The 12189-nt window shown below is 72.7% G+C and carries 13 protein-coding genes; 5 read left to right on the forward strand and 8 right to left on the reverse strand.

The annotated features are described in order from the left end of the window. Window positions 1-46: 46 nt before the first annotated feature. On the reverse strand, window positions 47-2119 hold the full coding sequence (locus GA0070560_RS12600; protein ID WP_091295319.1) for an APC family permease: 2073 nt from the start codon (window positions 2117-2119) through the stop codon (window positions 47-49). Between the two features lie 162 nt (window positions 2120-2281). Here GA0070560_RS12600 and GA0070560_RS12605 point away from each other — a divergent pair, with 162 nt between their 5' ends. Both GA0070560_RS12605 and GA0070560_RS12610 read left to right on the forward strand, forming a co-directional pair. Continuing rightward, window positions 2282-2947, forward strand: coding sequence for a potassium channel family protein (locus GA0070560_RS12605; RefSeq protein ID WP_091295322.1), 666 nt, complete (start codon window positions 2282-2284; stop codon window positions 2945-2947). Window positions 2948-2950: 3 nt separating this feature from the next. After that, window positions 2951-3640: a potassium channel family protein gene (locus GA0070560_RS12610; protein ID WP_091295324.1), complete on the forward strand. Its 690-nt coding sequence runs from the start codon at window positions 2951-2953 to the stop codon at window positions 3638-3640. A gap of 29 nt (window positions 3641-3669) precedes the next feature. Here GA0070560_RS12610 and GA0070560_RS12615 read toward each other — a convergent pair whose 3' ends face one another. The 4 genes from GA0070560_RS12615 to dut form a co-directional block, all read right to left on the reverse strand. Then, complete coding sequence (locus GA0070560_RS12615) at window positions 3670-4353, reverse strand: DUF3159 domain-containing protein (protein ID WP_091295327.1); 684 nt, start codon at window positions 4351-4353, stop codon at window positions 3670-3672. After that, a complete protein-coding gene (locus GA0070560_RS12620; protein WP_088978070.1) occupies window positions 4350-4730 on the reverse strand; it encodes an OB-fold nucleic acid binding domain-containing protein in 381 nt (126 codons plus the stop codon). Before GA0070560_RS12620 ends, GA0070560_RS12615 begins: the two co-directional genes overlap by 4 nt. 162 nt (window positions 4731-4892) lie before the next feature. Next, the gene (locus GA0070560_RS12625; RefSeq protein WP_091295755.1) at window positions 4893-5573 is read right to left on the reverse strand and encodes a DUF3710 domain-containing protein; all 681 of its coding nucleotides are present in this window, start codon (window positions 5571-5573) and stop codon (window positions 4893-4895) included. Window positions 5574-5598: 25 nt separating this feature from the next. Beyond that, window positions 5599-6132 (reverse strand): dUTP diphosphatase, encoded by a 534-nt coding sequence (gene dut / locus GA0070560_RS12630; RefSeq protein ID WP_088978068.1) that lies wholly within the window; start codon window positions 6130-6132, stop codon window positions 5599-5601. 90 nt (window positions 6133-6222) lie between these two features. On the opposite strand from dut, the gene GA0070560_RS12635 reads away from it, so the two are divergent. Then, window positions 6223-6717 carry a DUF3093 domain-containing protein gene (locus tag GA0070560_RS12635; RefSeq protein ID WP_091295757.1) on the forward strand — a complete coding sequence of 165 codons (495 nt, stop codon included), beginning with the start codon at window positions 6223-6225 and terminating at the stop codon, window positions 6715-6717. A 4-nt stretch (window positions 6718-6721) separates the two neighbouring features. Here GA0070560_RS12635 and GA0070560_RS12640 read toward each other — a convergent pair whose 3' ends face one another. Beyond that, on the reverse strand, window positions 6722-7696 hold the full coding sequence (locus tag GA0070560_RS12640) for a hypothetical protein (RefSeq protein ID WP_245675490.1): 975 nt from the start codon (window positions 7694-7696) through the stop codon (window positions 6722-6724). Window positions 7697-7831: 135 nt separating this feature from the next. Continuing rightward, window positions 7832-8128, reverse strand: coding sequence for a DUF4193 domain-containing protein (locus tag GA0070560_RS12645; protein ID WP_088978067.1), 297 nt, complete (start codon window positions 8126-8128; stop codon window positions 7832-7834). A 432-nt stretch (window positions 8129-8560) separates the two neighbouring features. Between GA0070560_RS12645 and GA0070560_RS12650 the strand changes: the two genes are divergently transcribed. After that, window positions 8561-9076 carry a LytR C-terminal domain-containing protein gene (locus GA0070560_RS12650; protein WP_170839385.1) on the forward strand — a complete coding sequence of 172 codons (516 nt, stop codon included), beginning with the start codon at window positions 8561-8563 and terminating at the stop codon, window positions 9074-9076. 172 nt (window positions 9077-9248) lie between these two features. Here GA0070560_RS12650 and GA0070560_RS12655 read toward each other — a convergent pair whose 3' ends face one another. After that, window positions 9249-10067, reverse strand: a complete 819-nt coding sequence (locus GA0070560_RS12655; protein ID WP_091295334.1) for an inositol monophosphatase family protein — start codon at window positions 10065-10067, stop codon at window positions 9249-9251. 286 nt (window positions 10068-10353) lie between these two features. Between GA0070560_RS12655 and GA0070560_RS12660 the strand changes: the two genes are divergently transcribed. Beyond that, window positions 10354-11958: an RNA polymerase sigma factor gene (locus GA0070560_RS12660; protein ID WP_091295337.1), complete on the forward strand. Its 1605-nt coding sequence runs from the start codon at window positions 10354-10356 to the stop codon at window positions 11956-11958. Window positions 11959-12189 lie beyond the last annotated feature (231 nt).

Raw genomic sequence — 12189 nt, forward strand, 5'->3', positions numbered from 1 at the left:
ACCGGTCCGCCGCTGTGGTCGGGGCGGCCCACGCCGCGTCCGGCGGTCACGGGCGGTCCCCGGTGCTCGGGCCGCGCTCGCCGGGCGGGGCGGAGGTGACCGGCGGGACACTCGGCGGCAGGGTGCTGCGGGGCGCCACCCGGGGACCCCGGGCCGGGGTACGGCTCAGCGTCTCGTCCAGCCGGTCGAGGTTCTTGGTGGCGGTGGAGGCGAGCTGCCACGGGACGCTGGTGACCATGACGCCGGGCTCGAAGAGCAGTCGTCCCTTGAGCCGCAGCGCGCTCTGGTTGTGCAACAGGTTCTCCCACCAGTGTCCGACGACGTACTCGGGAATGAAGACGGTGACCACGTCGCGCGGCGACTCGCGCCGGGTGTTGGCGACGAAGTTGAGGATCGGCCGGGTGATCTCCCGGTACGGCGAGTCGACCACGGTGAGCGGGACCGGCAGCTCGCGCCGCTCCCACTCCTCCTGGAGCTGGCGGGTGTCCTTGTCGTCGACGTTGACGGTGACCGCGGTCAGCGTGTCCGGCCGGGTGGCCCGGGCGTACGCGATGGCCCGCAGGGTCGGCTGGTGCAGCTTGCTGACCAGGACGATCGCGTGGTTGCGGGCGGGCAGCACGCCCCGGACCTCGGTCGGCTCCAACTCCTCGGCGACCCGGTCGTAGTGCCGCCGGATGGCCAGCATCAGCAGGTAGATCACCGCCATCGCGACGATCGCGATCCACGCGCCGAGCAGGAACTTGGTGACCAGCACGACGACCAGCACCGCGCCGGTCATCGCCATGCCGAACGTGTTGATCGCCCGGGAGCGCTGCATCCGTCGCCGCGCCTCGGGGTTGCGCTCGTTGCGCAGGTGCCGGTTCCAGTGCCGGATCATGCCGGCCTGGGAGAGCGTGAAGGAGACGAACACCCCGACGATGTAGAGCTGGATGAGCTTGGTGACCTCGGCCTGGAAGCCGACGATCAGCACGATCGCGAAGGCGGCGAGGAAGACGATGCCGTTGGAGAAGGCCAGCCGGTCGCCCCGGGTGTGCAGCTGGCGGGGCAGGTAGCGGTCCTGGGCCAGGATCGAGCCGAGCACCGGGAAACCGTTGAACGCGGTGTTCGCGGCCAGGAAGAGGATCAACGCGGTCACCCCGGCCACCACGAACAGCAGCACCGAGCCGGAGCCGAAGACGGTCTCGCCGAGCTGGGTGGTGACGGTCTTCTGCACGTACCCCTCGGGGCCGGAGATGATCTGCAGCTTCGGGTTCTCGACGAACTGCAGGTGGGTCAGCCGGGACAGCCAGATGATGCCGACCAGCATGGTCACCGCGATGGTGCCGAGCAGCAGCAGGGTGGTCGCCGCGTTCCTGCTCTTGGGGGCTCTGAAGGCGGGCACCCCGTTGGAGATGGCCTCCACCCCGGTGAGCGCCGCGCAGCCGGAGGAGAAGGTGCGCAGCAGCAGGAAGACCAGCGCGAATCCGGTCACGCTGTGCTCGGCCTGGATCTCCAGGCCGGCGCTGGGCGCCCGCAGGTCGTGGCCGAGCACGAAGACCCGGATCAGCCCGGTGAGGATCATCGCGCCGATCACGATGATGAAGCCGTAGGTGGGGATCGCGAAGGCGGTGCCGGACTCGCGCATGCCGCGCAGGTTCATCGCGGTGAGCAGCACCACCGCGACGACCGCGATGAGCACCTTGTGGGTGGCCACGAAGGGCACCACCGAGCCCAGGTTCGCCACCCCGGAGGAGACCGACACCGCGACGGTGAGCACGTAGTCGACGAGCAGCGCGCTCGCCACCGCCACCCCGGCCCGGGGGCCCAGGTTGACCGTCGCCACCTCGTAGTCGCCGCCGCCGGAGGGGTACGCGTGCACGTTCTGCCGGTAGCTGGCGACCACGGTGAGCATCACCACGACGACCGCGAGCGCGATCCACGGAGAGAAGAAGTACGCCGACGCCCCCGCGATGGAGAGCGTCAGCAGGATCTCGTCCGGCGCGTACGCGACGCTGGAGAGGGCGTCGGAGGCGAAGACCGGCAGGGCGATGCGCTTGGGCAGGAGGGTGTGCCGCAGCCGGTCGGACCGGAACGGTCGACCGACGAGGAGTCGCTTCAGCAGCGAGGTGGGACTGGCCACAAGCGCTAAGGGTACGACCATCAGGACCGGGGAGTCGGGGGTGCCTGATCACGTCCGCCGGGGTCCGCGCGGTACCGTTCGATCCCCCGCCGGGGCGCTGGACGTGGCAGGCTCGCAGTCGACGCCGCCCGCCGTCGACGGGTGGCACCAGGGAGGGACACCGTGCATGTCGTGATCATGGGCTGTGGTCGGGTCGGCTCGACCCTGGCGCACAGCCTGGAGTCCCGGGGGCACTCGGTGGCGGTGATCGACCAGGACGCCGACGCGTTCCGCCGCCTGGGCCCCGACTTCGCCGGCATCACCGTGACGGGGGCCGGTTTCGACGGCGAGGTGCTGCGCCAGGCCGGTATCGAGCGGGCCGACGCCTTCGCCGCGGTTTCCAGCGGCGACAACTCCAACATCATCTCCGCCCGGCTGGCCCGCGAGACCTTCGGTGTCTCCCGGGTGGCGGCGCGCATCTACGACCAGCGTCGCGCGCAGGTCTACGAGCGGCTGGGCATCCCCACCGTGGCCACCGTGCGGTGGACGGCCGACCGGATGGTGCGGCACCTGGTCCCCGAGGGCAACGTGGAGATCTTCCGCGACCCGACCAGCACGGTCTCGATCATCGAGGTGCCGGTGCACAAGGACTGGGTGGGGCGGCCGCTGCACCAGTTGGAGGCGGCGGCCGGGGCGCGGGTGGCGTACCTCACCCGGTTCGGCATCGGCACGCTGCCCAACGGGTCCACCGTCGTGCAGGAGGGCGACCAGCTGTACGTGCTGGTCACCGACGACATCGCCGCCTCGGTCACCGCGGTGGCCGCGACGCCGCCCGAAGGAGGGCACTGAGCCATGCGGATCGCCATCGCCGGCGCCGGCAACGTGGGCCGCTCGATCGCGCAGGAGCTGATCGACAACGGCCACCAGGTGATGCTGATCGAGCGCCAGCCCCGGATGCTCCGCCCCGACCGGGTGCCGGCCGCCGACTGGGTGCTGGCCGACGCCTGCGAACTGGCCAGCCTGGAGGAGGCCAACGTCGCCGGCTGCGACGTGGTGGTCGCGGCCACCGGCGACGACAAGGTCAACCTGGTGGTGTCGTTGCTGGCCAAGACCGAGTTCGCGGTGCCCCGGGTGGTCGCCCGGGTCAACCGCGCCGAGAACGAGTGGCTCTTCACCGAGCAGTGGGGCGTCGACGTGGCGGTGAGCAAGCCGCGGGTGATGGCGGCCCTGGTCGAGGAGGCGGTCACCGTCGGCGACCTGGTCCGGCTGATGACCTTCCGACAGGGCGAGGCGAACCTCGTCGAGATCACCCTGCCGCCGACCGCCCCCTACGTCGGGCAGCCGATCCACGCGGTGCCGATCCCCCGGGACGCGGCCCTGGTGGCGATCCTGCGCGGCAAGCGGGTGCTGGTGCCCAGCCCGGACGACCCGATCGAGGCCGGCGACGAGTTGATCTTCGTGTGCACCGCCGAGGTGGAGGACGACGTCCGCACGGTCATCCTCGGGCCGGACAGCGTCGAGCGGACCCGCAACAACCGTTGAGCCCGCCCGCCGGTGGACGTCCCGCCGGCTCAGGCGCCGGGCAGTGGCTGCGGCGTGCTCTGCCGGGTCACCCGGCGAACCGTCCACACCGTGATCAGCAGCAACAGCGCGTACGGCGGGTAACCCAGCGCCAGCCGGGCCACACCCAGCGCGGTGTCCTGGTGGGCCAGGTAGAGCCCGGCCTGCACGCCCACCTTGGCCAGCCAGACCACGCCCCAGAGCACGGTGAGCCGGGTGAAGGTACGGACCAGCAGCGGGTCGTCGCGCCACTCGGAGCGCCCCTTGGCGACCAGCACCGACCAGATCCAGCCGACGATCGGCTGCCGGATCGCCGCCGAGACCAGCAGCGCCACCCCGTACGCGATGCCGTAGAGGATGCCGGGGAGGTAGAAGTCCCGCTCGTCGCCGGTGCGCCAGGCGATACCCGCGCCGACGGCGATGCCGAAGAGCCCGTTGACCGCGTGCCGGATCGGGCGGCGCTGGACCAGCCGGACGACGGCGATCGCCACCGCCACCGCCACCGAGGCGATCACCGCCGGGCGCAGCTCACCGATGATGTTGGCCAGCACGAAGACGACCACGGGGATGCTCGACTCGACCAGCCCTCGCCAGCCGCCGAGTTGGTCGGCCATCTGCTCGGCGATGCTGGGCAGCCGCTCGTCGTCCATCGCGTCGGTGCGCGGCTCGGCGCCGGGGTGCTGTCCGGTCGTCACTTCGGCGACTCCAGCTCGTAGTACGGGTTGTAGATGACCTTGCGGTCGTCGCGGACGGCCATCCGGCCCCGGGCGGTCAGGTGCCGGCCGGGCTCGATGCCGGCGATGTGCCGCCGCCCCAACCAGACCAGGGTCACCACGTCGCTGCCGTCGTAGAGGTCCGCCTCCAGCGTCGGCAGGTTGGTTCGGGGGGTGTAGACCACGGTGCGCAGCCGCCCGGCGACCGACACCACCTCACCCCGGCAGCACTGCCGGGCCGGCGTGCCGCCGGACTCGGCGCTCTCCCGCTGGAGTTCCTGCGCCTCGATCTCGGCCTCGCTCGCGGTGAGCCGGCGCAGGATCCGCCGCAGCGACCCTCGGCCCTCGTCGGTCGACATGACCTCCGCGTCACCCTCTCCACGCCGGCCGGGACACCCGGCACTGGTCCGGCCCCGGATGCCGGGACCATCCCGCCAGCGTACGCCGGTCCGGCCCGCACGCGACCGGGCCCGGCGCCGTCATGTGGACGACGCCGGGCCCGGTGCCGATCGTGCGGGTCGTCAGGCCTCGCGCGGCGCGGGCGCCGGTGCGCCACCTGCGGCGGCCTGCTCCTGCTCCTGCTCGGCGACCTCGCGGGGCAGCCGCAGCGGCAGCGGCTCGCGCACCGGCTTCGCCTCCTGCCCGCGGTCGACCACCAGGCCGTCCAGGCACACCGCGAGCGGACCGGCCGCGGCCGGGTCGGTGGCGGCCGCGCCCTGGTAGACACCGCGGACCATCCAGCGCGGCCCGTCCACGCCGACGAAGCGCAGGTCGGTGAGGCCGTCCGGGGTACGCACCCGGGCGTGCAGCTCGGGGCCGTACTCGCCCTGGACCTCCTGGGCGGCGGCGCCGTCGGCGAAGAGCGACTGGCGGATCTCCTCGCGCACCTCGTCCCAGATGCCGTCCGACCGCGGCGCGGCGAAGACCCCGAGCTGGAGCGCGTTCTCCCCGTGCACCAGCACGACCTGCTGGATCACGCCCTGCGGGTCGGCCTGCACCCGCACCTCGACACCCGGCACCGCCGGGATGTGCAGGCTGCCCAGGTCGAGCCGCTGCACGTCGTCCGGCGCCTCCGAGATGTCGTAGGGACCGCGCGACGTGTTCGTCGCCGTCCCCTCGGCGTCGTACGAGTCGGGGACCTCGACGGCCCGCTCGTCACGGGCGCGCCGCCCGGCATCGGCCCGCTTCCGGCTGAAGATCACTTCGCCCACCCTCCGCTGTTCGCACTCACCCTGCCACCTCTTCCGTCCGTCCGCCCGCCCGGCCGGCGAGTTCCGGCCGTCCGGCCGGGCCTCCGGGTGGCGGCACCAGACCGGCGTGCCCGCCGGTCGAGCCGTGCCCACCGGCGCCACGCCGGGATCCGGGCAGCTCGGCGACCGGCTGGAAATCGACCCGCTCCACCCGCTGCACAACGAGCTGCGCGATGCGATCGCCACGGGAGATCTTCGCCGGTGTGACCCGATCATGATTGATCAGGTTGACCAGGATCTCACCCCGGTAGCCGGCGTCGACCGTACCGGGCGCGTTCAGCACCGTCACACCGAGTCTGGCGGCCAGGCCGGAGCGCGGGTGGACCAGGCCGACGTATCCCTCCGGCAGCGCCAGCGCCACCCCGGTGGGGACCAGGGCCCGGCCGCCGGGAGGAAGCTCGACGTCCGCGGCGGCCACCAGGTCGGCGCCGGCGTCGCCGGGATGGGCGTACGCGGGCAGTGGCAGCTCCGGGTCGAGCTGCCGTACGGGCACGGGCACGACGTGGGTCACGGTTCCCCTCTTCCGTCCGTTTCGCGGGGTGACCCTGCCATCCTGCCGGGTCGGACGGCCGTCGTGCGCCGTACCCTGGCAGGAGTGAGCCTGTCGTCTTCTGCGTCGTCACCGGCGCCGCGCACCGCGGCGGCCGGGGAGCACTCCGAGCGGCTCGGGCTGCCGTGGTGGTTCTGGCTGGCCGGCCTGGCCCTGGCCACGCTGCTCGCGGTCGAGGTGTGGATGGGCGCGTCCGGTGTCCGGGCCTGGCTGCCCTTCGTGCTGCTGCCCCCGGCGACCGCGGCGGGGCTGTGGTGGCTGGGCCGGGTGCGGGTCGAGGTGCGCGACGGGGAGCTGCGGGTCGACGACGCCCGCCTGCCGGTGCGGTACGTGGCCGACGCGATCCCGTTGGACGCGGCCGGTCGGCGTGAGGTGCTGGGCGTCGGGTCCGACCCGCTCGCCTTCGTGGTGCAGCGGCCCTGGGTCGCCGGCGCGGTGCAGGTGGTCCTGGACGACCCGGCGGATCCGACCCCGTTCTGGGTGGTGAGCACCCGGCAGCCGGTCGAGCTGGCCGGGGCGATCCTGGCCGCCCGGGACGCCGGCTGAGCCGTCAGGGCAGCGCGGGCCGTCCGCCGGGCAGCGCCCGGCGCTGCTTGCGCAGGTCGGTGCGGAGCTGGTCGCCCAGCGTCCGGGTGGCCCGCCGGTTGAGATAGCTGGCGACCGCGGCGCCGGTGAGGAACGGACCGAGCGTGGTCAGGTTTCGCCCGAACCGCTTGAGCAGGGTGTCCCGCAGCTCCCTGCGGGCGGCGGTGCCGAGGACGGCGCCGACCCCCACCCCGGGCATCATCGGGTTGATGCCCCGCTGGCCGGCCCAGGACTGCATCAGGGCGACCGTCCGTGGGGTGCCGCCGGTGGGCAGCGGCGCGCCGTACACCTCGTGCAGCTCACCGACCAGCTTCAGCTCGACGGCCACCACCGCGACCGTCTCGGCGGCCAGCAGCACGGGGGCGGAGAGCAGGGTCGGGGTGACCGCCCACTCGACCGCGGCGACTCCCCCGCCGGCCGCGCCGACCCCGGCGGTGGCCCGGGCCGCGTTGCGGACCAGCCGCTGGGCGAGGGCCTCGTCGTCCAGTCCGGGGAAGTGGGCGCGCAGCGTCGCCAGGTCCCGGACCGGTACGTGCGGCGCGACGTCGGCGATCGTGTCGGTCATCCAGCGCAGCGCGGCCTTCGGTTTGAACAGGTCGGACAGTCCGCGCGAGCGGGCCTGCCCGACCAGCCGGGTGAGCAGTTGGCGTCGGCGGGCCAGCTCGACGTCGTCGGCGGTCAGCGCCGCGACCGTCGCACCCAGCTCGTCGCCGGCCCGGTCCGCCCCGCCGTCGGCCCGGTCCGCCCCCGCGCCGTCGGGCCGGTCCCCGACGGCGTCGGAGGTCGCACCCGCGTCCCGGCGGGTGGTGTCCGGCCGTCCGGTGTGGGACGTGACCGCGTCGTCCGGCCGGACGGCACCCGGGTTCCCGCCGGGGCCGTCCGGCCGTGCGTCGCCGTCGGCGGAGCCGTCCATGCCGGACCGACCCGTCCGCTCACTCATCCGCCCGGCCTCCCGAAGCTCCGCGGGCGTGCTGCCCGCCCGTCACGAGTCAAGCAGCTCCCCGCCGCCGGCGCACGGCAGCTCGGACAGCGGCGGCCCCGTCGAGGAGGCCGCCGCCGGTGTACGGAGTCGGGGTCAGACGCACTCGCGGCAGATCAGGTCGCCGTTGCGCTCGACCGCCAGTTGGCTGCGGTGGTGGACCAGGAAGCAACGGCCGCAACGAAACTCGTCCTCCTGCATCGGCAGGACCTTGACGGTCAGCTCCTCGTCGGCGAGGTCGGCGCCGGGCAGCTCGAAGCTCTCGGCCACCTCGGCCTCGTCGACGTCCACGGCGCCCGACTGTGAGTCGACCCGCCGGGCCTTGAGCTCTTCCAGGCTGTCCTCGCCGAGGTCGACCTCGTCGCGACGCGGGGCGTCGTAGTCGGTGGCCATCGGTTCACTCTCCCATATCGATATTGTCGCTTCCGGTTGTAACGCCGGGCGACGCTGTTTCGGTTCCCATGGCCGGCCACCACTTGTGTCGGTCACCCGACCCGACGGCCGTTCGGGCCGGAGCCGCCAGGGCACTCCCCAGCGAGCGCGGAACCTTACCCCCCTCCGGGCGAGGCATGTATACCGCCCTCGCGGCTGAGATGTACGCCCCCGCACCCCGAGTTCTTCCCAATGTGACTCAGGCGACACGAAGATAGGGGTAGTACTACCCGCTTCCCGGATGGCGCGCCGGCATGTCGGACTGTTTCCACGCCACGGTCGGACAACCGTTAACCTCAGCGGCGTACTCGACGGCCGGCGGGGCGGCCCGACCGCCGGCGGCCGCCGCCACCCACCCACTGTCCGGGGAGCGCCCAGATGAGCTTTGCGCGAGTGCGAGCACTCGTTGTCGTCGGTCTGCTGGCGGTCGTCGCCCTGGTCTTCGTCGTCGTCGCCATCGTGAAGGACACCCAGGGTGAAGCCGGGCTGGCCGGCGGCTGCCCCGAGGACTGGCCGCGGGCCGACGTGACCCTCCGCGAGCCCAAGGACGTCAAGATCAACGTCTTGAACGCCACCGAGGAGGTCGGCCGGGCCGGCGCGGTCGCGGACGACTTCAAGAACCGCAAGTTCCAGGTGAAGAAGGTGGGCGACGCGCCAAAGGGCGTCGACGGCGTGGCGGTGCTGCGCTTCGGTCCCAAGGGCGTCGGCTCCGCGCACCTGCTGCGGGCCTACTTCCTCGACAACGCCGACACCCAGTACGACGCCAAGCGCAAGGACGACACGGTCGACGTGGTGCTCGGCAGCGGCTTCCAGCAGCTCGCCACCACCACCGAGGTCAACCAGTCCCTCGGTGACCTGGGCTCACCGGCCGCGCCGGCCGGCTCCTGCCCGATGCCGGTCGACAAGTAACCGCCCCGGCGGGCTTCCCGCCACTCGCCGCGACGGCGGTGTCCGGTGCCGGACACCGCCGTTTCGTCGCGGTCGGGTCGCGCGGTCCTTCCGACCGGGACACGCCCGGCCGCCGGGACGCGCGACAGGATCCGGAACCCACCGCCGGGGCCGGGAACGCGCCCGTGGCGGTTCAGGGGCCGCCGGAGGCGTCCAGGTCGGCGAGGCGGTCGTGCAGGGGCTGGAACAGCGCCGGCGGCGCGGCGATCACCAGGTCCGGCCCGGCCGGCAGGCCGCGCAGCCCGGTGACCCGCAGCCCCGCCTCGGCGGCGACCAGCCCACCGGCGGCCAGGTCCCAGGCGGCCAGACCCTTCTCGTAGTACGCGTCCACCCGCCCCTCGGCGGCGAGGCAGAGGTCCAGCGCGGCGGCGCCGAGCCGGCGGATGTCGCGAACGTGCGGAATCAGCTCGGCGATCACCCGGGCCTGGTGCGACCGACGTCCCGGGTCGTAGCCGAAGCCGGTGGCGACCAGCGCCTGCCCCGGGTCGGTCTCGGTGGAGCAGCGCAGCCGCCGCCCGTCGCGCCAGGCGCCGCCGCCCGCGGTGGCGGTCCACTCCTCGCCGGTGAAGATGTTGCGCACCACCCCCGCGACCACCTCGCCGTCGACCTCGGCGGCCAGCGAGACGGCGCAGTACGGGATCGCGTAGAGGTAGTTCACGGTGCCGTCGATCGGGTCGACGATCCAGCGGACCCCGCTGGGCGCGGCGGCGGCCTCCGCCGCGCCGTACTCCTCCCCGAGCACGGCGTCGTCGGGACGCTGCTTGGCCAGGGCGTCGAGGACCTGCCGTTCCACCGCCCGGTCGGCGGCGGTCACCACGTCGGTGACGGTGCTCTTGGTCGCGGCGATCGACACCCCCTCGGCGCGCATCCGGTACGCGGTGGCCGCCGCGTCCCGGGCGACCTCGACAGCGATCTCCAACAGCTCCGCCGGCGGCGGCACCGAACGAGTCATGATTCGTCCCCTTCTCGCACGATCGGGACGTCCCGCCGCACGCGTGGTTATCATCCTTACAAAGTCCACAACTGCGCCCAATCGGCGGTCCTACCGCCGATCCGCCGTGCGCCGCAGGATGATCGCCGCAGACGGCGTTACAATTCACCCTGCCCACGCGCCACGGACCGCCAGCCACCGGCCGGCCCGGGACACGGGGGTCTCTCAACGACATCGCCCGGCACGGTGCGCCATGCTGCGCCGGACGACCCGGCCGTGCTCGCTCTTCGCCTCCGGAAGGTCATTCGTGACAGAACCCCGCCAGACCGGCGCCGACGTTCGCTCGCTCACCGACACTCTGATCGCCCACGCGCAGAGCGCCGGCGGTCAGTTGACGTCGGCCCAGCTCGCGCGCACCGTCGAGTCCGCCGAGGTGACCCCGGCCCAGGCCAAGAAGATCCTGCGGGCGCTCTCCGAGGCGGGAGTGACCGTGGTCGTGGACGGCTCGGCCAGCACCCGTCGTCGGGTCGCTGCCGCCCGGTCCGCCACCCCGGCCTCGCGGGCCACCACCGCCAAGACCACCAAGAAGGCCGCCGCGCCCGCCCCGAAGCAGGCGCCCGCCGCCGACGAGGCCCCGGCCCCCGCCCCGCGGAAGGCGACGGCCCGCAAGGCCGCCACCACCGCCGGGGTGGCGGCCAAGGCCGCCGCGCCGGCCGCGAAGGCGACCAAGTCCACCCGCGCCACCAAGGCGACCGTGGCCGCCGCCGGTGCGGCCAAGGCCGCCGGTAAGGCCAAGGGCGAGGGCGCCGAGGGCGAGATCGATCCCGAGGAGCTCGCGGCCGAGATCGAGGACGTCGTGGTCGAGGAGCCGGCCGAGCTGGCCAAGGCCGCCGCGACCGACGCCGCCGCCTCCGCCAGCGACAACGACTTCGAGTGGGACGACGAGGAGTCCGAGGCGCTCAAGCAGGCGCGTCGCGACGCCGAGCTGACCGCCTCGGCCGACTCCGTCCGGGCGTACCTGAAGCAGATCGGCAAGGTTCCGCTGCTCAACGCGGAGCAGGAGGTGGAGCTCGCCAAGCGGATCGAGGCCGGGCTCTACGCCGCCGAGCGGCTGCGGGCGGCCGAGGAGGGCGAGGAGAAGCTCACCCGCGAGATGCAGCGGGACCTGCTCTGGATCTCCCGCGACGGTGAACGCGCCAAGAACCACCTGCTGGAGGCGAACCTCCGGCTGGTCGTCTCGCTGGCCAAGCGCTACACCGGTCGCGGCATGGCCTTCCTGGACCTGATCCAGGAAGGCAACCTCGGCCTGATCCGCGCGGTGGAGAAGTTCGACTACACCAAGGGCTACAAGTTCTCCACGTACGCCACCTGGTGGATCCGCCAGGCGATCACCCGCGCCATGGCCGACCAGGCCCGCACCATCCGCATCCCGGTGCACATGGTCGAGGTGATCAACAAGCTCGGCCGGATCCAGCGTGAGCTGCTCCAGGACCTGGGCCGCGAGCCCACCCCGGAGGAGCTCGCGAAGGAGATGGACATCACACCGGAGAAGGTGCTGGAGATTCAGCAGTACGCCCGGGAGCCCATCTCACTCGACCAGACCATCGGCGACGAGGGTGACAGCCAGCTCGGTGACTTCATCGAGGACTCGGAGGCCGTGGTCGCGGTCGACGCCGTCTCGTTCTCGCTGCTGCAGGACCAGCTCCAGCAGGTGCTGCAGACGCTCTCCGAGCGTGAGGCGGGCGTGGTACGCCTGCGCTTCGGCCTGACCGACGGCCAGCCGCGCACCCTGGACGAGATCGGCCAGGTGTACGGGGTGACCCGGGAACGGATCCGGCAGATCGAGTCCAAGACGATGTCCAAGCTCCGGCACCCGTCCCGCTCGCAGGTGCTCCGGGACTACCTGGACTGACCCCTTCGCGTCAACCAACCGTGTCGGTTTGATCACCAGCCGTAGAACACCTTGAAGGTGATCGGTCGGTTGCCCGTTTGTGATCGTTGACGTGGCACCCTTGGCACACGGCACACTGTCTTCCCGTCATGTGTGACCTCGGTCGCCCGCGGGCACACAGGGAAGGCAGGGCCCGGCAAGGGTGTTGCACGATGGGTGAGCAACGACCGAAGAGAGTGTTCATCGGTGACG

The sequence above is a fragment of the Micromonospora halophytica genome (assembly GCF_900090245.1).
GTDB lineage: Bacteria > Actinomycetota > Actinomycetes > Mycobacteriales > Micromonosporaceae > Micromonospora > Micromonospora halophytica.

Coding starts and splice junctions, on each gene's coding strand:
- GA0070560_RS12655 (WP_091295334.1), bottom strand. CDS start 10,067: ATGACTCGTTCGGTGCCGCCGCCGGCGGAGCTGTTGGAGATCGCTGTC.
- GA0070560_RS12645 (WP_088978067.1), bottom strand. CDS start 8,128: ATGGCCACCGACTACGACGCCCCGCGTCGCGACGAGGTCGACCTCGGC.
- GA0070560_RS12620 (WP_088978070.1), bottom strand. CDS start 4,730: ATGTCGACCGACGAGGGCCGAGGGTCGCTGCGGCGGATCCTGCGCCGG.
- GA0070560_RS12610 (WP_091295324.1), top strand. CDS start 2,951: ATGCGGATCGCCATCGCCGGCGCCGGCAACGTGGGCCGCTCGATCGCG.
- GA0070560_RS12640 (WP_245675490.1), bottom strand. CDS start 7,696: ATGAGTGAGCGGACGGGTCGGTCCGGCATGGACGGCTCCGCCGACGGC.